The organism is Streptomyces smaragdinus (assembly GCF_009604385.1).
In the GTDB taxonomy this organism is placed as follows: Bacteria; Actinomycetota; Actinomycetes; order Streptomycetales; family Streptomycetaceae; genus Streptomyces; species Streptomyces smaragdinus.
Window position 1 is genome coordinate 101,180 of record NZ_WEGJ01000015.1, and the last position, 23,484, is coordinate 124,663.

Consider the following 23,484-nt stretch of genomic DNA (forward strand, 5'->3'; position numbering starts at 1 on the left):
CCGAGCAGATGGGTTCGCCCTAGACTGCGGACAACGTATTCGCCGATCAGGCCGAGCCGGGGGACTTGGGTGATGAGCAATGCAGTTCATGGTTCTGGGACCGCTGCGGATGACCGGTCGCGGGGACGCGGCGGCCGGCGAGGTGCCCGGGGCGCTGCGGCGGGGGCTGTTGTCCCTGCTGCTGGCGCGGGCGGACGAGCCGGTGCCCGCCGAGGTCCTCCTCGACGCGCTGTGGGGTGAGCGGCCCGAGCCCGGGCGGATACGGCGGCTTCAGTTACAGGTGCACCGGCTGCGCCAGCTCCTCGACGCGCCGGAGCGGCTGGAGTTCGGCGCCTCGGGCTACCGGCTGCGGGTCCGGCCCGGGGAGCTGGACGCGGGGCGGTTCGGCGCGCTGCTGACGGAGGCCGGGCCCGCCGGGCCGGCGCGCCGGGTGGAGCTGATCCGTGAGGCGCTGGCCCTGTGGCAGGGCGAGACGCCCTACGCGGGGGTGGAGCTGCCCGCGCTGGCCGGGGAGGTGCAGCGGCTGGGCGACCGGCGGCTGCTGGCGCTGGAGGAGCTGTACGAGGCGGAGTTGCGGTGCGGGCACGAGGCGCGGGCGGCCGGCGAGCTGGCCCGGCTGACCGAGCGCCATCCGCTGCGTGAGCGGCTGCAGGCGCTGCTGGTCACCGCGCTGTACCGGAGCGGCAGGCAGGCCGACGCGCTGGCCGCGTACCGCCGGGCCCGGCGGGAGGTGGTCACGGAGCTCGGGCTCGAGCCGGGGCCGGAGCTGCGCGCCCTGGAGCAGGCGATCCTGGCGGGCGAGCCGCTCGAGCCCGACCGTACGGGTATGGGCGGGCGGTCGGACCCCGGCCCCGTCGTGCCCCGGCAGCTCCCCCACCCCGTGCCCGGCTTCACCGGCCGCGACGCCGAGCTCGCCCTGCTGGACCGGCTGACGGCGGAGGGCGGCACGGCGGTGATATCCGCCGTGGCGGGGACGGCCGGGGTGGGAAAGACAGCGCTGGCGGTGCAGTGGGCGCACCGCGTCCGGGACCGCTTCCCCGACGGTCAGCTGTATGTGGACCTGCGCGGCTTCGGGCCCGGCCGGCCCGCCGAACCGGCCGACGTGCTCGCCGCGTTCCTGCGCGCCCTCGGCGCCGACGCCACGGTCGTCCCCCGTGACACGGTGGAGCGGGCCGCGCTGTTCCGCTCGCTCGTCGCCCGCAGACGGCTGCTGGTGGTGCTGGACAACGCCCGCAGCGCCGAGCAGGTCCGCCCCCTGCTGACCGGCTCGCCGTCCTGCTTCGTCCTGGTCACCAGCCGGAACACCCTCGCCGGGCTGGCCGCCCGGGAGGGCGCCCACCGGATCGACCTGGACCGGATGACCGACGACGAGGCCCACCGGCTGCTGGTGTCACTGCTGGGCGAGCGCTGCAGCGCGGATCCCGGGGCCACCGCGCGGCTCGTCGAACGCTGCGCCCGGCTGCCGCTGGCGCTGCGGATCGCCGCCGAACGGATCCGGGAGACACCGCACCGGACCCTTCGCGGCCTGGTCCTGGAGCTCACCGACGAGCGGGACCGGCTCGATCTGCTGGACGCGGGGGATCCGCACGCCTCCGTCCGGGCCGCGTTCTTCGCCTCGTACCGGAATCTGGAGCCGGACACCGCACGGCTGTTCCGGCTGCTGGGACTGCATCCCGGCCAGGACACCGACGAGTACGCGCTGGCCGCGCTCGCCGGGGACCCGGGGCGCCGGGCGACCCGGCGGGGACTCGACCGGCTGGTGCGGGCCAGCCTCGTCGACGAGGTCACCGCCGGCCGCTACCGGCTGCACGACCTGCTGCGCAGCTACGCCGCGGAGCTGACGGCCGCCGCGGACACCGGGGCCGAGCGCACGGCCGCGCTGTCCCGCCTGTGCGACTACTACCTGCGCACCGCCGCCCTGGCGGCGGACATACTCGCCCCGCACGAGCTGCGGCCGGCGCCGGCCGTACGGAAGGTCCCCGAGCCGCCGCCCCTGGCCGGCTACCACGCGGCGCTGGCCTGGCTGGACACCGAACGCGCCAATCTGATCCGCACCGCGACCGCCGCGGCCGACCACAAACTGCCCGGCCGTACGGGCGACTTCTCCACCGCGCTGCTGTGGTATCTCGACCTCGGCCTGCATCTCGACGAGGCCCGCGAGCTCCACACCCGGGCCCTGGAGGCGGCCCGGGAGCACGGTGACCTCGCGGCCGAGGGCAGCGCGCTGCGGGCGCTGGGGCTGGCCGACTTCCGGCTGGACCGCCTCCAGGACGCGGCCCGGAGCCTGGAGCAGGCCCTCGACCTGCACACCCAGGCGGGCGACCCGCTGCTCGAGGCCGCCTCCGCCGGGGTCCTCGGCGTGGTCCTCGGTCTGCTGGGCCGGTCCGGCGAGGCGGTGCGCCAGCTGCGCCGTTCGGCCGAGCTGTACCGCGGGCTCGGCGTCCGGCGGGCGCTGCTGCAGCGGCCCATGCTGAACCTGGGGCTGCTGCTGCGCCGCCTCGGCCGTACGGCGGAGGCCGAGAGAGCCCTGCGGGAGGCGCTGGACATCGCCGTGGAGTGCCGCCAGCCGCCGGGCCAGGTGCTCTCCCTGTGCGGGCTGGCCACGCTGTACCGGGACACCGGACGCCACGACGAGGCCCTCGACCACGCCGAACGGGCCGTGGCGACGGCCCGGACGGGCGGCCTCCCGTTCGTCGAGGGCTTCGCGCTGACCCGGCTCGGCGCCGTCCACCGGGGGCTCGGTGACCACGACAGCGCCCGCCGCCGGTACTGCGAGGCCCTGGCCATCGCCCGCGCCGGCTTCAACGCCCGGCTCGAGATGTCGGTGCTGAACGACCTGGCGGCAACCCATGTCGCGCTCGGCGGGGCGGCCGACGCCCTGCGCTGTCACACGGAGGCGCTCGCCATCGCCGTCGACCGCGGCACCGCGTACGAACAGGCCCGGGCGCACGCGGGCCTCGGCCGCTGCCACGACGCCCTCGGCGAGCCCGCCCGCGCGGTCCCCCACTGGCAGGAGGCGCTCACCCTGTTCCGCGGCCTCAAGGCGCCCGAGGCGAAAGAGGCCGAGCGGCGGCTCACGGGTTGAACGCCAGGAACACGAACCCGGCGAAGATCACCAGATGCACCCCGGCCTGCAGCAGCGTCGCCCGGCCGGAGAAGACCGTGAGCACCCCGACCACGGCCGTCAGCGCCAGCAGCACGGTGTGCGTGGGGCTCAGCCCCAGCAGCAGCTTGCCGTCCAGCCAGATCGAGGCCGCGGCGATCACCGGGATCGTCAGCCCGATGCTGGCCACCGCCGAGCCGTACGCCAGGTTCAGGCTCGTCTGCACCTCGTCGCGCCGCGCCGCCCGCACCGCCGTGATCGTCTCCGGCGCCAGCACGAGCAGCGCGATGACCACGCCGACGACGGCCGAAGGCAGCCCCAGGGACTGCACCCCCGACTTCAGCGACGGGGACACCAGCTTGGCCAGGCCCACCACCGCCAGCAGCGACAGCAGCAGCAGGCCCAGCCCCACCCACGCCTGCCGCGGGGTGGGCCGCGGACCGTGGTGCTCGGGCTCGTAGTCGCCGGGCATCGCGTCGTGCGCGACCCTCGCCGGCGGACGGCCCTCGCCCTCCTCCTCCGCCAGCTCCCAGAAGCCCGGCAGAGGTCCGCCGTAACGCCGTACGGGCACGAACTGCTCGCGGTGCCGCACCGTCTGGACCAGCACGAACACCACGTACAGCAGCAGTGAGGCGACCGCGGCGAAGGCCAGCTGCGGGCCGGTGAACTCCGGTCCGCGCCGGCTCGAGGTGTACGAGGGCAGCACCAGGCTCAGCGTGGCCAGGGTGAGCGTCGTCGCCAGCAGCCCGCCGGCGCCCTCGGCGTTGAACACGGCGGTGCCGTGGCGCAGCGAGCCGACCAGGAGCGCGGCGCCGACCACGCCGTTGCAGGTGATCATCACGGCGGCGAAGACCGTGTCGCGGGCGAGGGAGTCGGCTTCGCTGCCGCCGGAGATCATCATCGTGATGATCAGGCCGACCTCGATCAGGGTCACCGACACCGCCAGCACCAGCGTGCCGAACGGCTCCCCCACGGTGTGCGCGACGGTCTCCGCGTGGTGCACGGCGCCCAGCACCGCGCCGGCCAGCAGCAGCCCGGCGAGCGCCAGCCCCCAGCCGGGCAGGTCCCGGCCCCACCCCGCCGCCGCCCCGGCCAGCGCCACCGGCGGGACCACGAACGGCCAGAGGCGCAGCAGACCGGCGGGCGTACGACCGGAGTCCATGCCCCGACCCTGCCAGCGGTGGCCGCCGGGCGCGCGCGGGGCGGGGCCGATGGGGGGTGAGGCGGGGGCGGGGGTGTACGTAGCACCACCGTGGACCGGGTGTGTGCGCCCAGTGTCCGCGGGGGTCGCCGTCCGTAGCTTCGTGGTCGAGGCCGTCGGTCGACGAGGGAGTTGAGGACGATGTTCGGTTCGAAGCGGGGGGCGGGGCCAGGGGTCCGCGGGGTTCCGGGGGGTGTGGGGTCTCCGGGGTTTCCGGGATCTTCGGAGGACGAGGCGCTGCGGCTGGTCGGGGTTAGTAAGTCGTACGGGCACGGGGCCGGTGCCGTGACCGCGCTGGACGGGGTGAGCCTCGGGCTGCGGCACGGGACGTTCACCGCCGTGATGGGGCCGTCGGGGTCCGGGAAGTCGACGCTGCTGCAGGTCGCCGCGGGGCTGGAGCGGGCGGACGGCGGCATCGTACGGGTGGACGGCGCGGAGCTGACCGGGGGGACGGAGGCGGAGCTGACGAAGTTCCGGCGGCGGCGGGTCGGATTCGTGTTCCAGCAGTACAACCTGCTGCCGACGCTCACCGTCGAGCAGAACACCGTGCTGCCGCTGAAGCTCGCCCGCCGGCGCGTCGACCGGACGCACGTGCACGAGGTGCTGACGCGGGTGGGCCTGGGCGACCTGTCGCACCGTCACCCCGACGAGCTGTCCGGCGGCCAGCGCCAGCGCGTCGCGATCGCCCGCGCGCTGGTCACCCGGCCGGCGGTGGTCTTCGCCGACGAGCCGACGGGGGCGCTGGACACCCGCAGCGCGCGTGAGGTGCTGGTGCTGCTGCGGGAGTCGGTACGGGGGGAGGGGCGGACGGTGGTCATGGTGACGCACGATCCGGTGGCCGCCTCGTACGCGGACGCGGTGCTGTTCCTGGCGGACGGGCGGATCGTCGGGCGGATGGACGCTCCGACGGCGGACCGGGTCGCGGAGCGGATGACACATCTGGGGGACGCTGTTTCGAGCACCGTCCAGGAGGTGTGAGGGATGTTCGCTCTGGCCATGCGTTCCGTGCGGCGGCGGCCCGGTCGTTTCGCCGCCACCCTGCTGGCGTCCTTCCTGGGCGCGGCGATCGTGATGACGTTCAACTCCCTGCTCGACACGGCGTCCGCCCCTGGGGTGGACGACGTCAGCGCCGAGTCGCTGACCACGGCGGCGGCGGTCGTCGGCGGCTACGGCTCGCTGGTGGTGTTCTTCGCCGTGGCCTCCACGCTTACCGTCGCGGTCCGCCAGCGGTCCGCGGAGATGGAGCTGCTGCGCGCCACGGGGGCCACCCCGGCGCAGATCAGACGGATGGTCGTCGGTGAGGCGGCGGCCGTCGCGCTCGCCGGGACGCTGCCGGCGATCGGGCCGGCGATGCTCGGCGGGCGGCTGCTCCTCGGCCTGTTCCAGGACAGCGGTCAGGTCGCCGGGTCCGTGGAGTACGCGTTCGGGGAGATCGCCCTGACGACGGGCGTCTGCATCACGCTGGTGGCCTCCGTGGGCGCCGCGCTGCTCGCGGTACGGCGGGCGGGTCGCGCGCCGGGCGGCGGGGGCCGGCGGCGGTGGCGTACGTGGGGCGGGCGGGCGGCGCTCGTGCTCGGGACGGTGCTGGCGGCCGCGACGTTCGCGATGGGGGACGCCGGGCCGGAGGCGATGGCGCCGCCCGCGTACGGGGCGATCCTGCTGTCCGTGGGGTTCGCCGTCTTCTCACCGGCGCTGCTGCGGTGGGTGCTGGGGGTGCTCGAACGGCCGCTGGCGGGCTCCGGCTCGGGCTGGCTGACGGTGCAGGGGCTGCGGCGGCGGGCGGGTGAGCTGACGGGGGTGCTGATGCCGCTGGTGCTGTTCGTGGGGATCTCGACGGCCACGCTGTACATGCAGGCGGTGGAGAACGACCGGACGGGGGTCACCCGGACGGTGGACGACAAGAACCTGGAGACGCTGAACTTCGTGGTCGTCGGGATCATCGCCGTGTTCGCCTGCGTGATGCTGGTCAACACCCTGTACGCGGCCACCTCGTACCGTGCGCGGGAGTTCGGCGGACAGCGGCTCGCGGGGGCGACGCCGGGGCAGGTGCTGCGGACGGTGGGGCTGGAGTCGGCGCTGCTGACGGTCACCGGGGTGCTGTTCGGGTCGCTCGCCGCGCTGGCGGGGGTCATACCGTTCACCGTCGCCCGCGGTGACGGCGTGCTGCCGCCGCTGGGGCCCGGCGTCTGGCTGGCGGTGTGCGGCGTCGCGGCGGCGGCCACGCTGGGGACGTCCCTCGGGACGGCGCGGCGGGTGCTGCGGACGCCGGCGGTGCGGGCGGTGGGGTGAGGCGTTCGTTTTCTCCGGAGGGGCCCGCGTTCGTTATTCGGTTGCCCCGCCCCACGCCGCGCGGTGCGATGGCCCGCATGATGCACCCCGACGAACATCCCCTCGACGCCGCCCTCGTCCGCCGGCTGATCGCCGGACGGTTCCCCGAATGGGCGTCCCTCGACGTGACGCGGCTGCCGTCCGGCGGGACGGTCAACGCCATGTTCCGGCTGGGCGGGCGGATGGTCGTACGGCTGCCGCTGACCCCCGGCGGGGCGGGGGACGTGACGCTGGAGCGGACGTGGCTCCCCCGGCTCGCCCCGCTGCTGCCCGTCGCCCTCCCGGAGGTGCTGGGCGCCGGGGAACCCACCCCCGACTACCCGTACCCGTGGTCGGTGTACGGCTGGCTCGACGGTACGAACCCGGAGCCCGGCGCGCTCACCGACCCGGTGGGGCTGGCCGGGGACCTGGCGGCGTTCGTCACCGCGATGCGGGCGGTCACCCTGCCGGACGCCCCCGGCGCCCACCGCGGCGGACCGCTGGCCGTGCAGGACCCCGGGACACGCGAGGCGATCGACGCGCTGCGGAAGCTCCCCGCGGAGGGCGTCGACTGCGACGCGGTCACCGCCGTCTGGGACCGGGCGCTCGCCGCCCCCGCGTGGGACGGGGCCCCCGGGTGGCTGCACGCCGATCTGATGCCGGGCAACCTGCTGGTGTCGTCCGGCGGACGGCTCGGTGCGGTCATCGACTTCGGCTGTACGGGCGCGGGCGACCCCGCGTGCGACCTGTTCCCCGCGTGGAACCTGCTCCCGGCCGGCGCCGCCCGCGACGCGTTCCGCGCCGGCGTCGGCGTGGACGACGCGACCTGGCTGCGCGGCCGGGCGCGCACGCTGTCGCAGGCGGTAGTCGCCCTGCCGTACTACCGCACGACGAACCCGGCGATGGCGGGCAACGCCCGGCACGTCATCCGCGAGGTGCTGGCGGAGGAACGCTAGAGGGAGACGCGGTGTTTGGCGAGGTAGGTCACGGGGTTGATGTCCGAACCGAAGCCCCGCTGCGTGCGCACCTCGAGGTGCAGGTGCGGGCCGGTCACGTTGCCGGTGGCGCCGGAGTAGGCGATCAGCTGGCCGCCGCCGACGCGTGCCCACAGGCCGACGCGGAGGCGGGACAGATGGCCGTACAGGACGTAGTGCCCGTCGTTCATCCGGACCTTGACGTAGAGCCCGTACGAGGGGTCCCGCCTGGCCTCGATCACCTGGCCGGGGCCGACGGACCGGACCGGGGTCCCGGTGGGGACGGCGATGTCGACGCCGGTGTGGTAGCCGCGCACCCAGTGCGTGCCGCGGATGCCGTACGAGGCGCTGATCCAGCCGCCCTTGGTCGGCGCCGCCCAGCCGCGCATGGGGGCCAGGGCGCCGAAGGCGGCCTTGTCGTCGGTCAGCGCTCCGTCGCCGAGCAGCGTGCCGTCCGGGGCCGACGGTACTTCGGGGGCGGTCCATTCGCCGTGGGACGTCGATTCGTCAGGGGCTGACGGCTCGCCGAGGGACGTCGATTCGTCGGGGAGCGCCGGCGTCCCGACGGACGTCGATTCGTCCTCGCCCCGCGCCTTGTCGTCCGTCGTCACCCCGCCGTCGGCCGGTGGCGCCTCCTCGGCCGGGCGGCCCGACCCCGCGTACGTGCCCGCTCCCTCGCCGGGAGCCGGATCATCGGCCGCCGCGGGGGCGGCGAACACTAACGCGAGCAGCAGCGGAAGAACGACGGTCTGCAGCGGGCGCACGACGGGTACCTCCAGGCGAGCGGGCGGTCAGGAACGCGGCCACGCTAGGTGTGCCCCCCACGTATCCGCCGCCCCGCCACGCTCGGCCCCGCGCAGACCACCCGCCCGCCACACGGCAACTCCCCGCCACCCGCACGTCCGTTTGCCCCGCACCCGGTTGTTCGCCCCCGGCCGGCGGACGGCCCGAGCCGCCGCTCACGACACCACCCGGCACCTCTCGGCCACCGCTCACGAAGCCGCGAGCAGTGCCCCCTCACGCCACTTGAGCATCTTGTCGAACGACACGACCGCACCCCGCCCCGGCCGGTTGTGGATGTCGACGTGGTCCGCGAGGGTCTCGATCAGATACAGCCCCCGCCCGCCCTCCGCCCGCACCGACGCCCGGGCGCCGCGCAGCCGGGCGGACGGGTTGTCGTCCGTGAAGCCGGGGCCCGCGTCGATCACCTCGATCCGGCACTTCACGCCGTCGATGAACGCCGTCACCCGGTAGTCGTCCGTCGCCGCGTCACCGCCGTGCTCGACCGCGTTCGCGCAGGCCTCCGTCAGCGCCAGGGAGAGGTCGAAGGAGATGTCCGGGTCGACGCCCGCCGCGTCCATGGCACCGACGAGCAGCCGCCGGGCGAGCGGAACGCTCGCCGCCTCACGCCGCAGATGCAGGGACCACCAGATGCTCATCGGGGTTCAGCCTCCTGGCTGGTTTTGCGGCTGGACGTAAGGTACGTATAACCGGCATCCGGGCGACTGAACCGTCACCGGCGGGTGAGGACACTCATTCAGCGGATGCGTTTATTCCACCTGTGCGGTATAGACCTCCGACGGCATCCGGTCGCGCCCTCCTGTACCGCGGGTGGGAGGCCGGTGAGATGATGGCGCCGCCATGACTGCCACCGCCCGGCGCGCCGGCGCCGACCTGCGACTGCTGCGCGCCGCCGTCTTCACCGCGGTGTGCGTCGCGCTGTCCGCCGGCGGACATGTCCTGGCCTCCGCTTCGGCCGTCCCCCTGTGGGCGCTGGGCGCCGCCTTCGCCGTCGTCCTCGGCGTCACCTGGGCGGGCGCCGGACGGGAGCGGTCGCTGCGCGCCATCGCCGGGCTGCTGACCGTGGGACAGCTGGGCCTGCACGCCCTGTTCGCCCTCGGACAGCACACCGACCCGGCTCCGACCAGCGGCGTCACGGCGTTCGCCCGGAAGCTGGTGTGCGGGCACAGCGGTATGCCGCTCACCGAGGGGCACGCCCGGCATCTCGTCTCGGCCGCCGGGGTGGACCCCGACCGGCTGGCCCCCGTCGCCGCCCCGGGCGGACACCTGGGGCACGCCGCCGCGGCGTCCTCGTACACCCTGCCGATGCTTCTCGGCCATCTCCTCGCCGCCCTCGCCGCCGGCTGGCTGCTGCGGCGCGGTGAGGCGGCCCTGTTCCGGCTCGTACGGCTCGCCCGCCCCGCGCCCCGGCTGCTCGGCGCGCTGCGGCTGGCCGCCGCGCTACGGGACGGCCTCCCGTACGCCGTCGGTCCGCGCCCCGTACCCCGGCGCACCCGGGACGGCGCACCGCCGGCGGACCCCTCCGTCGTCCTCGCGCACAGCGTGATCCGCCGCGGCCCACCCGGCTGCGGGCTCGCCGCCTGACGCTCCGCCCGCCCGACGGGAGGGAGGTGTCCGGCCGCGGGCCCGGCCACGCGCCAGGACCCCACACCTCCCACCCGACGGAGTCACATCGCCATGCGTGTTCCCCTCTCGCGCGGCCGTCTCGGCCTCGCCTTTGCCGTCGCCGCCGGCGGCGTACTGCTGCTCGCCTCCCCCGCCCTCGCCCATGTGGGCGTCAGCCCCGAGGGCGTCGCCCGGCAGGGCGGCTACGCGACGGTCAACTTCAAGGTCCCCAACGAGCAGGACAAGGCCTCGACGATCCGGATCGAGGTCACCCTGCCCGCCGACCACCCCCTGTCCTCCGCGATGCCGCAGCCCGTACCCGGGTGGGACGTCAAGGTCGAGAAGGTCAAGCTCGACAAGCCCCTCGAGGTCCACGGCAGCAAGGTCACCGAGGCCGCCGGCAAGATCATCTGGTCCGGCGGGGCCATCGCACCGGGCACCTTCCAGCAGTTCCCCGTCTCCCTCGGCCCGCTGCCCGAGGACACCGACGAGCTGGTCTTCAAGACCGTCCAGACGTACGACAACGACGTGGTCTCCCGCTGGATCGAGGTCCCGCAGGACGGCGCCGAGGAGCCCGAGAACCCCGCGCCCGTCCTCGCCCTGTCCCCCGCCGAGGGGGAGGACGGCCACAACGTCGCCGACAGGAAGCCCGCGGACGACGCCAAGAGCACCGAGGCGGCCGCCGCCGACAGCGCCGACACGACCGCCCGTACCCTCGGAGCCGTGGGCATCGCGCTCGGCGCCGCGGGCCTCGTGTTCGGCCTCCGGTCCCGCCGCGGGCGCGCGTAGGACCCGACCGGGAGCCCGCCCGACGGCGGGCTCCCCCTCGGCCCCTCACAGACGTACAGAAGGAAACCCATGCGCAGCACCCGCACCCTGGTGGCCCTCGCCGCCGCCGTCCTGCTCACCGCCGGCCTCGCCGCCTGCGGCTCCGGCGAGCCCGAGTCGACGCCCGCCGTGGAGATCTCCGGCGGCCAGACCAAACCGGGCACCGTCCTGGACGACCCCAAGCCCAAGCCCGCCCTCGTCCTCACCGACACCAAGGGCAAGCCGTACGACCTGCTGAAGGAGACCGCCGGCACCACCACGCTGCTCTTCTTCGGCTACACCCACTGCCCCGACGTCTGCCCCACCACGATGAGCGACATCGCCCTCGCCAAGCAGCGGCTGCCGAAGGCCGAGCAGGACAAGCTCCGCGTCGTCTTCGTCACCACCGACCCCGAACACGACACCCCGAAGCGCCTCGGCGAATGGCTCGCCGCCCAGGACGGCGACTTCATCGGCCTCACGGGTGACTTCGCCGCCATCCAGGAAGCCGGCCGCGGCGTCGGCGTCCTCGTCGAGAAGGCGGAGGTCGACAAGGACGGCACCATCAGCGCCGACCACGGCGCCCAGGTGCTGGCGTTCTCCCCCAAGGACGACAAGGCGCACGTCATCTACACGGCGGGCACCACCGCCGAGGACTACGCCAAGGACCTCCCCGTCCTCATCGAGGGCGGCACCCCGTGAGACGCGCCGCCGTCCTCACCGCCGTCGCCCTCCTCGCCCTCACCGGCTGCGGCGGGTCCGGCGGATCCGGCAACGCGCCGAAGCTCACCGCCGCCGCCGGCTTCGTACCGCAGCCCGCCCTCGCCGACATGGCGGCCGGCTATCTGACCGTCCGCAACGACGGCGACGCGGACGACGCCCTCACGTCCGTCACCACGTCCGCCGCCGGCCGCGTCACCCTGCACACCACCGACGGCACCCGGATGAAGCGGGTCGACCGGCTCGACGTACCCGCCGGCGGACGGCTCGAACTCGCCCGCGGCGGCAACCACCTCATGCTCGAGCAGCTGGACCGCAAGCCCCGCGTCGGCGAGAAGGTGGCCCTCACCCTGCACTTCGCCACCTCCGCGCCCATCGAGATCGACGTCCCGGTGGAGCCCCCCTCCTACCGGCCGGAAACGGAGGAGTGACCCGCATGGTCCGCCGGACAGCCGTCGTCCTGCTCACCGCCCTGCTCGGCCTGCTCGCGTACGGCGCCTCCCCCGCCGCCGCGCACGCCGCCCTCACCGGCACCGACCCGGACGACGGCGCGGTGGTCACCGCCGCGCCCAAGTCCGTCGCCCTCTCCTTCTCCGAGGGCGTACGGCTCTCCGACGACTCCCTGCGCGTCCTCGACCCGCAGGGCCGTGACTCCGTCAAGGGCACCGCCCACCATGTCGGCGGCGACACGAAGACCGCGGGGGTGGCGCTGCGGCCGGGGCTGCCGGACGGCACCTTCACCGTGGTGTGGAAGGCCGTGTCCGAGGACAGCCACCCCGTCGCGGGAGCGTTCACGTTCTCGATCGGGCAGCCTTCCGATACGACCGTCGCGCTGCCGTCGGACGGCGGCGGCTGGGCGAAGACGTACTACGACGCGGGGCGCTATCTGGCGTACGCCGGGTTCGTCGTCATGACGGGCGCCGCCGTCTTCGCCGGCTGGTGCGGCGGACGCCACCCCCGGCTGCGGCGGCTGGCGGGCGCCGGCTGGGCGCTGCTGTTCACCGCCACCGTCGCGCTGCTGCTGCTGCGCGGGCCGTACACGGGGGAGGACTTCGGGCTCGACTCCGTACGGGAGGTCCTCGGCACCCGGCCCGGGGCGGCGCTGCTGTCGCGGCTGCTGCTGCTCGGGGCGGCGGCGGTGTTCCTCGCGGTGCTGTTCGGGACGCAGCAGGGCGGCGGGTCACGCACCGATTCGCGTACCGATTCACGTACCGGCAAGGAGCGGCGGGACGTCGCGCTGGGGCTCGGCATCGGCGGAGGCGTCGTCGCCGCCGGGCTCGCGGCGACGTGGGCGACGGCCGAACACGCCTCCGCCGGGATCCAGCCGTGGCTCGCGATGCCCGTCAGCGCCGTCCATCTGCTGGCCGTCGCGGTGTGGCTGGGCGGGCTCGTCGCCCTCGCCGTCGCGATGCGCGGCGGGCCGCCCGTCGAACGGCGATCCGTCCGGCGGTTCTCGCAGCTGGCGTTCTGGTCGGTGACGGTGCTCGCCGTCACCGGGCTCTACCAGGCGTGGCGGGGCGTCGGCAGCTGGGACGCCCTCACGTCCACCTCGTACGGGCAGCTGCTGCTGGTCAAGGTGGCCCTCGTCGCGGCGCTCGTCGGTACGGGATGGATATCGCGGCGGTGGGTGGCACGGCTGGGGGAGACCGCCGCGACGGACGAACCCGCCGAGGAACCCGTCGCGGTCACCGCGCCCGCCGTCACCGCGTCCGCCGTCACGTCCGCCACCGCGGACGGCGAACGCGCCCGCCAGCTCGCCCGGCAGCGGGACGCCCTGGCCCGTACCCGCGAACGCCGCGCCCGCGCCGCCGACCCGGCACGCGCCGGCCTGCGCAAGACCGTGCTGGCGGAGACCCTGATCGCGTTCATCGTCCTCACCTTCGCCACCGTCCTCTCCGGCACCCAGCCCGGACGCGCGCAGGCGGAACAGACCGCGGCCACCGCCGCCGCCCGCGCCTCCGCCGGCCCCGTCTCCGTAAAGATCCCCTTCGACACCGGCGGACCGGACGGCCGGGGCACCGCCGAGCTCACCCTCGACCCGGGCCGCACCGGGAACAACGACCTCCACCTCTACGTCACCGCCCCCGGCGGCCGGCCGCTGGACGTGCCGGAACTGCGCCTGGCCTTCACCCTGAAGGCGAAGCGAATCGGCCCCCTGCGGACGGTGCCCGAGAAGGTCGACGACGGCCACTGGTCCGCCACCGCCGTACAGCTCCCCGCGACCGGGGAGTGGACGGTGGCGATGACCGTACGCACCTCGGACATCGACCAGATCACCGAGTCCGAGACCTTCACGATCGACTGACGGAACGGCATGACAGCACAGACCCTCCGTACGGAACAGCAACAGCAGCAGCCCCCGGCGCCCGGCGTCACCCGCCGCCGCCTCCTGGGCACCGCGACAGCCACCGGTGCCGCGGGCCTGGTGGCGGGCGGCACCGGCGTAACCGCCGTCCTGCGGGACACCGGTGACGAATCCGTCCCGCTCACCACCGTCGGCGCCACCCGCGTCCCGTTCCACGGGACGCACCAGGCCGGCATCACCACCCCCCTGCAGGCAGCGGGCCACCTCGCCGCGTTCGACCTCACCCCCGGCGCCGGCCGCAAACAGGCCGCCGCCCTGCTGCGCCGCTGGAGCCGGACCGCCGCCCGGCTGACCGCCGGCGAACCGGCGTCCGACGGCGACACCGGCATCGCGCTGGACGCCGGCCCGTCGTCCCTCACCGTCACCTTCGGCTTCGGTCACACCTTCTTCGACCGTACGGACCTCACCGCCCGCCGCCCGGCCGCCCTCGCCCCCCTGCCGCCGTTCTCCGCCGACGCGCTCGACGCCCGGCGCTCCGACGGCGACCTGTGGGTGCAGATCGGCGCCGACGACCCCCTCGTCGCGTACCACGCCCTGCGCGCCGTCCTCCGGGACGCCGGCGAAACGGCGACCCTCCGGTGGCAGACCCGCGGCTTCAACCGCACGCCGGGCGCCACCGCAGAGCCGCGGACGGCACGCAATCTGATGGGGCAGGTCGACGGCACCAACAACCCCACCCCCGCCGACGACGACTTCGCCGCCAGGGTCTTCGTCCCCGCCGCGGGACAGCCCGACTGGATGGCGAACGGCTCGTACGCCGTCTTCCGCCGTATCCGCATGCTCCTCGACCGCTGGGAGACCCTCCCCCTCGAGCGCCAGGAGAGGGTCATCGGCCGGCGCAAGTCCGACGGCGCGCCCCTCTCCGGCGGCGGCGAACACACGCCCGTCGACCTCGGCAAGTTCGGCGCGGACGGCGCCCTCGCGGTCGCGGGGGACGCGCACGTACGGGTCGCCGCCCCCGCGTCCAACGGCGGCGCGGCCATGCTCCGGCGGCCCTTCTCGTACGACGACGGTCTGCGCGACGACGGCGCCCCCGACGCGGGGCTGCTCTTCATCGCCTGGCAGGCGGACCCCCGGCACGGCTTCGTCCCCGTCCAGCGCAAACTCGACCGCGGCGACGGCCTCTCCCGCTTCCTGCGGCACGAGGCGAGCGCCCTGTGGGCGGTGCCCGGCGGCGCGGCGGACGGCGAGTACGTGGGGCAGCGGCTGCTCGAGGGGTGAGCGGTCCGCTGTCCGGAACGAGGCGAAAACGGCCCCCGGCGGTGGGTATCGTGACCTTCTCTCCAACCGCCCCGGGAGCCAGCCCCATGAGCTCGAGCCGCTTCACCTACCTCGGCCCCGAAGGGACCTTCACCGAGGCCGCCCTGCGCACCCTGCCCGAAGCCGCCACCCGCGAGCTCGTCCCCATGGTGTCCGTACCGGCGGTGCTCGACGCGGTCCGCAGTGGGGAGGCGGCGGGAGCGCTCGTCCCGATCGAGAACTCCGTCGAGGGCGCCGTCACGACCACCCTCGACGAGCTCGCCGTCGGCGAACCGCTGATGATCTACCGCGAGGTGCTGCTGCCCATCGCGTTCGCCCTGCTGGTCCGCCCCGGCACCGAGCTGTCCGGCATCAAGACGGTCACCGGCCACCCGGTGGCCCAGCCGCAGGTGCGCAAGTGGCTGGCCGACCGGCTGCCGGACGCCGAGTGGGAGTCCTCCGCCTCGAACGCCGACGGCGCCCGGCGGGTCCAGGAGGGCCAGGTGGACGGCGCGTTCGCGGGCGAGTTCGCCGCCGCGGTGTATGGGCTCGAGCCGCTGGTGACCGGTATCCACGACGCGCAGAACGCCCAGACCCGCTTCGTCCTCGTCGGCCTCCCCGCCCGCCCGGCCGCCCCGACGGGCGCGGACAAGACGTCGGTGGCGATCTGGCTGGGCGACGACCACCCGGGCGCGCTGATGGAGCTCCTCCAGGAGTACGCCGTACGCGGCGTGAACCTGATCCGTATCGAGTCCCGGCCCACCGGGGAGGGCATCGGCCGCTACTGCTTCTCGGTGGACTGCGAGGGCCACATCACCGACCGCCGGGTCTCCGAGGCGCTGATGGGCCTGAAGCGGATCTGCCCGGCGGTACGCTTCCTGGGTTCGTACCCGCGCGCCGGGATGACGGCGGCGGATGTCCGGGACACGCGCCCGGGGACGTCCGACGCGGACTTCGTGACGGCGGCGGACTGGCTGAACCGGTGCCTTGACGGGCGCGGTTGAGCTGGCGTTACGTCGGATCAACGACAGCTGTCCACAGGACGGTTAAGTTTTCCACAACCCACCGAACGACCTGTGAATAAGTCGACAGTGCACAACGGACTCTGTCGACAAATCCGCCCATCGATCCCAGAGTCATACACAGTCGATCAAAGGATTGCGCGTCAGCACAATTCCGCGGATGCACCCTTAGGGCGTACACATTACGGCCCCAATGGGGGTGTAGTTGATGTTCGAAGCGGGAATCCTGCGCCCTCCGAGCAGGGAACGGAACCCCTCCATCCATCATCCACAGGGCCGGGGATCAACCTGTGGACAAAGAATGCGACTGCTGGTGAGCTGTGGAAAAGGAAGCGGCGGATCCCCTTGTGACGACGGGGTGACCGTCAACCCGATGTCCGTTTTCGCCGTCTATCGAGCTATTCGCCCCCCGGTGATTGACCCACCCTTCCGCACCCCCTCCACAGCTCTCGCGACGGCACCTTCCGGCCACTTCCACGCAAACTCACAATTGCCAATTTAACTCTCAAAACGGACGAAACCCAACTCGCTGGAATTCCGCGTCGAACACCGGCCCCCCGCCCCGGTAGCCTTGGCCCCGTGATTGACCTTCGTCTGCTCCGTGAGGACCCCGACCGTGTACGCGCGTCGCAGCGCGCCCGTGGAGAGGACGTCGCGCTCGTCGACGCCCTGCTCTCCGCCGACGAGCGGCGGCGGTCGTCCGGCGTCCGCTTCGACGAGCTCCGCGCCCAGCAGAAGCAGCTGGGCAAGCAGGTCGCCCAGGCCAAGGGCGACGAGAAGACGGAGCTGCTGAAGAAGACCAAGGAGCTCTCCGACGCGGTGAAGGCCGCGAACGCCGAGCAGGACGCGGCGGCGGAGGAGGCCCAGCAGCTGCTGCTGCGCATCGGCAACCTCGTCCACCCCGACGTCCCCGTCGGCGGCGAGGACGACTTCGCGGTGGTGGAGACGGTCGGTGCCCCCCGCGACTTCGCGGCCGAGGGCTTCGAGCCGAGGGACCATCTCGAGCTCGGCTCCCTCCTCGGCGCCATCGACACCGAGCGGGCGGCCAAGGTCTCCGGCTCGCGCTTCTACTACCTCACGGGCGTCGGCGCCCTGCTGGAGCTGGCGCTGGTCAACGCGGCCATCGCGCAGGCCACGGCGGCCGGTTTCACGCCCATGCTCACTCCGGCGCTGGTCAAGCCGCGCGCCATGGAGGGCACGGGCTTCCTCGGCCAGGCGGCGGAGGACGTGTACTACCTCGACAAGGACGACCGCTATCTGGTCGGCACGTCGGAGGTCACGCTGGCCGCGTACCACATGGACGAGATCCTCGACGGCGCGAAGCTGCCGCTGCGGTACGCGGGCTTCTCGCCGTGCTTCCGGCGGGAGGCCGGGTCGCACGGCAAGGACACCAAGGGCATCATCCGCGTCCACCAGTTCGACAAGGTGGAGATGTTCTCGTTCGTCGACCCGGCGGACGCCTCGGCGGAGCACGAGCGGCTGCTGGGCTGGGAGAAGCAGTGGCTGACGTCGCTGGGGCTGCCGTTCCAGGTGATCGACGTCGCCACCGGCGACCTCGGGCTGTCCGCCTCGCGCAAGTTCGACTGCGAGGCGTGGATCCCGACGCAGGGGAAGTACCGCGAGCTGACGTCCGCCTCGAACTGCAACGAGTTCCAGGCGCGCCGGCTGTCCGTGCGGATGCGGGAGGCCGAGGGCGGCAAGGTGCGTCCGCTGGCCACGCTGAACGGCACGCTGTGCGCCGTACCGCGGACGATCGTGGCGATCCTGGAGAACCACCAGCAGGCCGACGGCTCCGTAAGGGTGCCCGAGGTGCTGCGTCCGTATCTCGGCGGCCGTGAGGTGCTGGAGCCGCTCGCCCGATGAGCTCCGCCGCGCCGTTCCCGTACCGCCTGATCGCCACGGACCTCGACGGGACGCTGCTGCGTTCCGACGGCAGCATCTCGGGGCGTACGCGCGAGGCGCTGCGGGCGGCGGCCGGCCGGGGGGCGGCGCACATCGTCGTGACCGGGCGGGCGGTGCCGTGGGTGCGGCACGTACTGGACGACCTGGAGTACGACGGGCTCGCGGTGTGCGGGCAGGGCGCACAGCTGTACGACGCGCGGGCGCACCGGCTGCTCACGACCGTGACGCTCGACCGGGCGGTGGCGCGGGCGGCGCTGGAGAAGATCGAGGCCGACACCGGTCCGCTGGCGGTGGCGGCGAGCATGGACGGGCTGCAGGGGGAGACCCTCTTCGAGCGCCGGTTCCGTACCCCCGCCGGGGTGCTGGGCGCGACGTTCGTCTCCGAGCGGGCGGAGCTGTGGAACGCGCCGCTGGGGCGGATGTACATCCAGCATCCGACGCTGACGGACGACGAGCTGACGGCGGCGGCGACCGCGGCCGTGGGGCCGCTGCTGTCGGTGGTGCTGGCGGGCGAGGACACCGTGGAGCTGCTGCCGGCGGGGCTGTCGAAGGCGACGGGACTGTCGCTGGCGGCGCGGCGGCTGGAGGTCCCGGGGTCGGCGGCGATCGCGTTCGGGGACATGCCGAACGACCTGCCGATGTTCCGCTGGGCGGGCCGGAGCGTGGCGATGGCCAACGCGCACGCGGACGTCCGGGCGGCGGCCGACGAGGTGACGGCGTCGAACGACGAGGACGGGGTCGCGGTCGTGGTGGAGCGGCTGCTGCTCGGGGGCTGACGATTCGCGTACGTCCTCGGCGGGGGCGTGACTTTGCGATTGTCGGATCGTTGATCACCGTGCGTGGAGGCACCTACGAAACGCTAGTTGATACGTAATGCGCTGATTTGCGATTGCCGGTCGCACGGATGTCCGGTCATAACGTTGTAGATACCGCACGACAGCAGCCTCCGCCCCTGTGGGCCCTGGGTACGGGCGTCCCTCACACATGCCCGAACAAACCCCATGGAAGGGGCTGCTTGATGCTGCCCGAAAACGCACTGCTGGAGTCCCGGGCGATCCGGGAATCGCTCACGGGACGGACGGATGTCCTGGACAAGGTGAAGGTGCTGGAGACGCTGCCGGACGGAATGCACGTCACCACGCGGATGCTCGCGGAGTACTACGAGGTCGAGGAGCGCGTCCTCAACAAGGTGATCCAACGGCACCGCGAGGAGCTCGAGAGCAACGGCTTCTGCATCCTCCGGGGCGCTGACCTGGAGCGTTTTAAGGGAGACATTACGTCTCTCTATCGCGAGCAGGGGATGACAAGTTATCCACAGGCCAGGTCGAGCCTGGCTCTGTGGCCTCGCCGGGCCATCCTCAACATCGGAATGCTCCTCCGCGACAGCGTGATCGCCCGCCGCGTAAGGACGTACCTCCTCAACGTCGAGGAGCAGACGACCCGCCCCGCCCCCTGGACGTACGAAGAGCCGGCACCCGCGGCGACCGACATCGGCGACGCCGTCCGGCACATCGGCAGCGTGCTGGAGGGGATGTCGTACCGGCTCGACTCGATGGACCGGCGGCTGACGCAGACGCAGCACGTCGTCAACGCCATCAACGTCGAGGTGTGCGCCCTGCGACACGACGTCCACCGCATGGATCTGCGGATGGACCTGGCGGGCCTCCCCCGGCTGCCGGACGACGACCGCCCGAGGCCGCTTCCCCGCGGCGGGCGACGGCGCCGACGCGGCTGAGCTGAGGTGAGCTGAGCCGAACGGGCCGGGCCGGGGATCGCCCCCGGCCCGGCCCCTCGTCACTCCTCGCCCGCCAGCGTCAGCGCGCGCAGGCGGCGGCCCGCGAACCAGGTGGCCGCGAGGGTGACCGCGACGAGCAGGACCACCGCCGTGGGGAGGGCCACGTCGGAGAGGATGTAGCCGCCCTTCCCGAGGCGTTCGCCGATCGCCAGGGCCCACTGCTGGACGCTCAGGGTGCGGGCGCCCGCCACCAGGGAGCCGAACAGCGACTCCCACACCAGCGCGTAGATCAGGCCGATGACGACGGCGTGCTTGGTGATCGTCCCCAGCAGCAGGAACAGCGCGGCGTACGCGACGGAGGCGATCGCGGCGGCGATCGCGTAGGCGACGGCCAGCTGCTGGCTGTTGGCGTTGAGGATGTAGCCGGCGAGCAGGGTGGGGACGGCGGAGAAGGCCATCGTGACGCCGACGGCGACGATCAGTTTGGTGAGGATGATCGTGTGCCGAGGGACCGGCTTGGCGAGGAGGTAGACGATCGAGGAGTCGTCGATCTCCGGGCCGATGGCGCCCGTACCGGCGATGACGCCGATGAGGGGGACCATCGTGGCCACGGCGAAGCCGCCGAGGATGTTGTTGGCGACCTCGTCGTCGGCGCCGACGAGGGCCCGTACGACGATCGACAGCGCGAGCAGCAGGGCGGGCAGGCCGAACATGATGAACGCGCGCCTGCGGCCGAGCAGCGCCCGGTAGGTGAGCCGGGCGACCGTGGGGTGATACACATCGGCTCCTTACGAGGCGACGAGGTACGAGAAGACGGATTCCAGGGACTCGTCGGACGGTGAGACCGTGTAGAGCCGGATACCGGCGTCGCGGGCGACGCGGGGCAGCAGTTCGGTGAACCGGTTGAAGTCGACGGCCTGGACCGACAGCGCCTTCTCCGTGAAGTCGAGCTGGATGCCGGCGGTGGACGCGTCGGCGATGAGGGCGGCGGCAAGCTGCCGGTCGTCGCTGGAGCGCACCAGATAGCGGTGCGGGCGGTCGGTCATCAGCCGGCGGATCTTGCGGAAGTCGCCGGAGGCGGCGTGCCGGCCGGCGACGATGACCTCGATGTGCGCGGCGAGCTGTTCGACCTCCTCCAGGATGTGGGAGGAGAACAGCACGGTGCGGCCGTCCTCGCCCATCTGCCGCAGCAGGTCCATCAGGTGCATCCGCTGGCGGGGGTCCATGCCGTTGAACGGCTCGTCGAGGAGCAGGACGGACGGTTCGTGGACGAGCGCGGAGGCCATCTTCACGCGCTGGCGCATGCCCTTGCTGTACGTGGAGACCTTGCGGCTCTGCGCGTACTCCATCTCCACCGTGGCCATGGCCTTCTTCGCGGCGGCGCCGGGGTCGGAAAGGCCGTGGAGTTCGGCGTTGGCGAGGACGAAGTCCCAGCCGGTGAGGAAGTCGTACATGGCCTCGCGTTCGGGTACGAGGCCGATGGTGCGGTAGACGTCCTGGTTGCGCCAGATCGTCTGCCCGTCGAGGGTGACGGCGCCGCCGGAGGGGGCGAGGAAGCCGGCCATCATGTTGATGAGGGTGGACTTCCCGGCGCCGTTGGGGCCGAGGAGGCCCGTGATGCCGGGGCCGATGGTCATGGTGACGTCGTTGACGGCGACGACGTTGCCGAACCAGCGGGAGACGCGGTCGATGGTGATCGTGGTCATTCCTACAGCCCTGCCTTCCGGTAGCGGCGCAGCAGCAGGGCACAGCAGCCGGCGATGATCAGTGCGCAGACGGCGAGGGAGGCGACGCCGGCGGCGGTGGACGGTTCGACGCCCTCCGGGGTGATGGGCGTGGCGCCGAGGAACGCCGACTGGATGTTGTCGACGAGGGTGGTCGGGGAGCCGAGACCGACCCAGCCGATGGCGTCCGCCTTGTCCTGGTGGAAGCAGATTCCCTGGACGACCGAGACCGCGCCCTGCGAGACGAACAGGACGGCGATGACGGCGGCGACGCCGAAGCCGCGGCGCGGGGTGAGGGCGGCCAGCAGCAGGCCGACGGCGGAGAACAGCGCCGACAGGATCGCGACGGAGACCAGGGCCTGGAGGAACCCGGTGGTGTTGTCGGCGAAGTCAAACTTGGCGAGCAGCGCCCCGAGGTAGAGCAGCACCAGCGGGGTCGCGGTGAAGACGAACATCGCGGTGGTGAGGGCGGCGTACTTGGCGGAGACGTAGTCGGCCTGGTTGATGGGGCGGGAGAAGTACAGGGGGATGGTCCGGAAGCGCAGGTCGCGGGAGACCGACTGGGGGGCCTGGGAGCCGATGTAGAGGTAGAGGACCGGGGTCATGTAGAACGCGTAGTCGGTGTAGTCGATGGGGAGTTCCGTCATCGTCCCCGCGTAGATCGCGACCGCGTCGAGGATCAGGGCGACGATGTTCATCAGGCCGAAGAGGATCATCGGCAGGATCTTGGACCTGGCGGAGCGGCCGAGGCCGTACGCGCCGCGCAGCGACTGGACGTACAGGGAGCGGCGGGCGTAGGCGCGGCCGAGGCGGGGGCCGTCGTAGTGGCGGTAGCCGATGTCGTGGATGACGTCGGTGGCGCCCTGCGCCGGGATGTTCTTCGTGAGCTGCGGCGGTGTGCCGGTGGTGGTGTCAGGCTGCGTCACGGCTGCCCCCGTCGGTGTCGGTGCTGAAGATCTCCGCGATGCGGTGGCGGCGCTGTTCCATCCGGACCAGGCCGACGCCGAGGCCGGCGACGGCGTCGCGGATGGTGTCGTACGCCTTCCAGTCGTTGGCGTCGGCGGACTCGACGTACAGCACGTGGCCCTCGGTGTGCAGCGTCAGGCCCGCGTCGGCGAGGGCGGCGCGCAGGGCGGCGGCGCCGTCGGGGTGGGCGTCGGTGTCGGTGACCTCGACCGCGAGGGTGGTCGTGGACTGGGTGAAGTCCCGGGTGGAGCTGGCGCGCAGCAATCGGCCGCCGTCGATGACGACGATGTTGTCGGAGGTGCGTTCGAGTTCGCCGAGGAGGTGGGACGTGACGAGCACCGAGATGCCGAAGTCGGACCAGACGCGGCGGATGAGGCCCAGCATGTCGTCGCGGCCGACGGGGTCGAGACCGTTGGTGGGCTCGTCCAGGAAGACCAGCTCGGGGTCGTGGACGAGGGCCTGGGCGAGTTTGACGCGCTGCTTCATGCCCGTGGAGTAGCCGCCGATGGGGCGGTAGCGCTCCTCGTACAGGCCGACGTGGCGCAGGGTGTCCGCGGTGCGTTCGCGGGCGGCGGTGGGCGGGAGGCCTGCCATGCGCGCCATGTGGACGACGAACTCGGTGGCCGAGACGTCGGGCGGCAGGGAGTCGTGCTCCGGCATGTAGCCGACGCGTTCGCGGATGGCGGGGCCCTCGGTGGCGACGTCGAGGCCGAGGACGGCGGCGCTGCCCTCCGTCGCGGGGGAGAGACCCAGGAGGATCTTGATCAGGGTTGATTTCCCTGCCCCGTTGGCGCCGACGAGCCCCGTCACGCCCGGCTCGATGCCCATGGTCAGGCTGTCGAGTGCGGTCACCCGGGGGAACCGTTTGCTGAGGCTTTCGGTGGCGATCACTGTCACGGTGACGACGCTATCGGTGTGCGGGGAGTCGCGCGTCGGCCGGGAGTCCCTGATGTTGCCCTGATTTCCATACCTGAGATGGAGGGGGCGATGTCCCGGCGGACGTCCCCCGTCCC

Annotated in this window: 21 protein-coding genes; 14 read left to right on the forward strand and 7 right to left on the reverse strand. The window is 73.1% G+C overall.

All coding sequences use genetic code 11. The features are described 5' to 3' along the window. Positions 1-79: 79 nt before the first annotated feature. Positions 80-3,085 (forward strand): ATP-binding protein, encoded by a 3,006-nt coding sequence (locus SRB5_RS19965; RefSeq protein WP_153453893.1) that lies wholly within the window; start codon positions 80-82, stop codon positions 3,083-3,085. Here SRB5_RS19965 and SRB5_RS19970 read toward each other — a convergent pair. Next, complete coding sequence (locus tag SRB5_RS19970; RefSeq protein WP_153453895.1) at positions 3,075-4,265, reverse strand: calcium:proton antiporter; 1,191 nt, start codon at positions 4,263-4,265, stop codon at positions 3,075-3,077. The genes SRB5_RS19965 and SRB5_RS19970 overlap by 11 nt on opposite strands. A gap of 171 nt (positions 4,266-4,436) precedes the next feature. Here SRB5_RS19970 and SRB5_RS19975 point away from each other — a divergent pair, with 171 nt between their 5' ends. From SRB5_RS19975 to SRB5_RS19985, 3 genes are all read left to right on the forward strand, one after another. Beyond that, positions 4,437-5,282, forward strand: coding sequence for an ABC transporter ATP-binding protein (locus SRB5_RS19975; protein WP_407703943.1), 846 nt, complete (start codon positions 4,437-4,439; stop codon positions 5,280-5,282). A 3-nt stretch (positions 5,283-5,285) separates the two neighbouring features. Then, positions 5,286-6,593 carry an FtsX-like permease family protein gene (locus SRB5_RS19980; protein ID WP_153453899.1) on the forward strand — a complete coding sequence of 436 codons (1,308 nt, stop codon included), beginning with the start codon at positions 5,286-5,288 and terminating at the stop codon, positions 6,591-6,593. A gap of 80 nt (positions 6,594-6,673) precedes the next feature. Further along, entirely contained in the window at positions 6,674-7,567 is an 894-nt protein-coding gene (locus tag SRB5_RS19985; protein ID WP_153453962.1) for an aminoglycoside phosphotransferase family protein, read from the forward strand. Here SRB5_RS19985 and SRB5_RS19990 read toward each other — a convergent pair. Both SRB5_RS19990 and SRB5_RS19995 read right to left on the reverse strand, forming a co-directional pair. Next, positions 7,564-8,349, reverse strand: coding sequence for a peptidoglycan DD-metalloendopeptidase family protein (locus SRB5_RS19990; protein ID WP_153453901.1), 786 nt, complete (start codon positions 8,347-8,349; stop codon positions 7,564-7,566). The genes SRB5_RS19985 and SRB5_RS19990 overlap by 4 nt on opposite strands. Positions 8,350-8,577: 228 nt before the next feature. Beyond that, the gene (locus SRB5_RS19995) at positions 8,578-9,024 is read right to left on the reverse strand and encodes an ATP-binding protein (RefSeq protein ID WP_153453903.1); all 447 of its coding nucleotides are present in this window, start codon (positions 9,022-9,024) and stop codon (positions 8,578-8,580) included. Between the two features lie 202 nt (positions 9,025-9,226). On the opposite strand from SRB5_RS19995, the gene SRB5_RS20000 reads away from it, so the two are divergent. The 10 genes from SRB5_RS20000 to SRB5_RS20045 all read left to right on the forward strand — a co-directional run bounded on the left by SRB5_RS20000 (position 9,227) and on the right by SRB5_RS20045 (position 19,781). After that, a complete protein-coding gene (locus tag SRB5_RS20000) occupies positions 9,227-9,970 on the forward strand; it encodes a hypothetical protein (RefSeq protein ID WP_153453905.1) in 744 nt (247 codons plus the stop codon). Between the two features lie 93 nt (positions 9,971-10,063). Beyond that, positions 10,064-10,780, forward strand: coding sequence for a YcnI family copper-binding membrane protein (locus SRB5_RS20005; protein WP_153453907.1), 717 nt, complete (start codon positions 10,064-10,066; stop codon positions 10,778-10,780). Between the two features lie 69 nt (positions 10,781-10,849). Next, the gene (locus SRB5_RS20010) at positions 10,850-11,500 is read left to right on the forward strand and encodes an SCO family protein (protein WP_153453909.1); all 651 of its coding nucleotides are present in this window, start codon (positions 10,850-10,852) and stop codon (positions 11,498-11,500) included. Next, a complete protein-coding gene (locus tag SRB5_RS20015; RefSeq protein ID WP_323378175.1) occupies positions 11,497-11,949 on the forward strand; it encodes a copper chaperone PCu(A)C in 453 nt (150 codons plus the stop codon). Before SRB5_RS20010 ends, SRB5_RS20015 begins: the two co-directional genes overlap by 4 nt. A 5-nt stretch (positions 11,950-11,954) precedes the next feature. After that, a complete protein-coding gene (locus SRB5_RS20020) occupies positions 11,955-13,823 on the forward strand; it encodes a copper resistance CopC/CopD family protein (protein WP_153453911.1) in 1,869 nt (622 codons plus the stop codon). A gap of 9 nt (positions 13,824-13,832) precedes the next feature. Continuing rightward, on the forward strand, positions 13,833-15,104 hold the full coding sequence (efeB, locus tag SRB5_RS20025) for an iron uptake transporter deferrochelatase/peroxidase subunit (protein ID WP_153453913.1): 1,272 nt from the start codon (positions 13,833-13,835) through the stop codon (positions 15,102-15,104). An 86-nt stretch (positions 15,105-15,190) separates the two neighbouring features. Continuing rightward, positions 15,191-16,126 carry a prephenate dehydratase gene (gene pheA, locus SRB5_RS20030; RefSeq protein ID WP_153453915.1) on the forward strand — a complete coding sequence of 312 codons (936 nt, stop codon included), beginning with the start codon at positions 15,191-15,193 and terminating at the stop codon, positions 16,124-16,126. A 597-nt stretch (positions 16,127-16,723) separates the two neighbouring features. Further along, positions 16,724-18,007 carry a serine--tRNA ligase gene (gene serS / locus SRB5_RS20035; protein ID WP_323378176.1) on the forward strand — a complete coding sequence of 428 codons (1,284 nt, stop codon included), beginning with the start codon at positions 16,724-16,726 and terminating at the stop codon, positions 18,005-18,007. Beyond that, positions 18,004-18,822: an HAD family hydrolase gene (locus SRB5_RS20040; RefSeq protein WP_153453917.1), complete on the forward strand. Its 819-nt coding sequence runs from the start codon at positions 18,004-18,006 to the stop codon at positions 18,820-18,822. Before serS ends, SRB5_RS20040 begins: the two co-directional genes overlap by 4 nt. 242 nt (positions 18,823-19,064) lie before the next feature. Then, entirely contained in the window at positions 19,065-19,781 is a 717-nt protein-coding gene (locus tag SRB5_RS20045) for a hypothetical protein (RefSeq protein WP_194292970.1), read from the forward strand. A 59-nt stretch (positions 19,782-19,840) separates the two neighbouring features. Here SRB5_RS20045 and SRB5_RS20050 read toward each other — a convergent pair whose 3' ends face one another. Genes SRB5_RS20050 through SRB5_RS20065 form a run of 4 tightly spaced genes read right to left on the reverse strand, consistent with a single transcriptional unit; the run spans position 19,841 to position 23,368 of the window. After that, positions 19,841-20,560, reverse strand: a complete 720-nt coding sequence (locus tag SRB5_RS20050; RefSeq protein WP_323378177.1) for an ABC transporter permease subunit — start codon at positions 20,558-20,560, stop codon at positions 19,841-19,843. A gap of 9 nt (positions 20,561-20,569) precedes the next feature. Beyond that, positions 20,570-21,487 (reverse strand): ABC transporter ATP-binding protein, encoded by a 918-nt coding sequence (locus SRB5_RS20055; protein ID WP_153453919.1) that lies wholly within the window; start codon positions 21,485-21,487, stop codon positions 20,570-20,572. Between the two features lie 2 nt (positions 21,488-21,489). After that, on the reverse strand, positions 21,490-22,380 hold the full coding sequence (locus SRB5_RS20060; protein ID WP_323378180.1) for an ABC transporter permease: 891 nt from the start codon (positions 22,378-22,380) through the stop codon (positions 21,490-21,492). A 37-nt stretch (positions 22,381-22,417) separates the two neighbouring features. Then, positions 22,418-23,368 carry an ABC transporter ATP-binding protein gene (locus SRB5_RS20065; protein WP_323378178.1) on the reverse strand — a complete coding sequence of 317 codons (951 nt, stop codon included), beginning with the start codon at positions 23,366-23,368 and terminating at the stop codon, positions 22,418-22,420. Between the last annotated feature and the right edge of the window lie 116 nt (positions 23,369-23,484).